This is a genomic window from Pseudanabaena sp. PCC 9330 (genome assembly GCF_055795045.1).
In genome coordinates this window covers 1-255 of record NZ_JAYFES010000033.1, presented here as the reverse complement: position 1 = coordinate 255, position 255 = coordinate 1, and the positions used below count along the sequence as shown (strand labels likewise).

Annotated in this window: 1 pseudogene; it reads right to left on the bottom strand. The window is 63.1% G+C overall.

Features of this window, described 5'->3' with window-relative positions:
* Positions 1–255, bottom strand: a pseudogene (locus AC0QKW_RS00680) (photosystem II D2 protein (photosystem q(a) protein)); the annotation flags it as partial.

Sequence of the window (255 nt, the reverse complement as noted above, 5' to 3'; positions counted from 1 at the left end):
CAGAAAAGGCGATCGCATTGTAGGGCCGTAGACCCACCAGACGGGCGACTTCAAACTGACGCAGCATAAAGCCGATCAGGCCAAAGGCACCGTGCAGCGCCACAAAGCTCCACAGGCCACCGAGCTGGAACCAGCGCACCAGGTCACCCTGGGCCTCGGGGCCCCACAGCAGCAGCAGGGAGTGGCCCAGGCTGTTGGCAGGGGTGGAAACGGCCACGGTCAAAAAGTTGGCACCTTCGAGGTACGACGACGCCA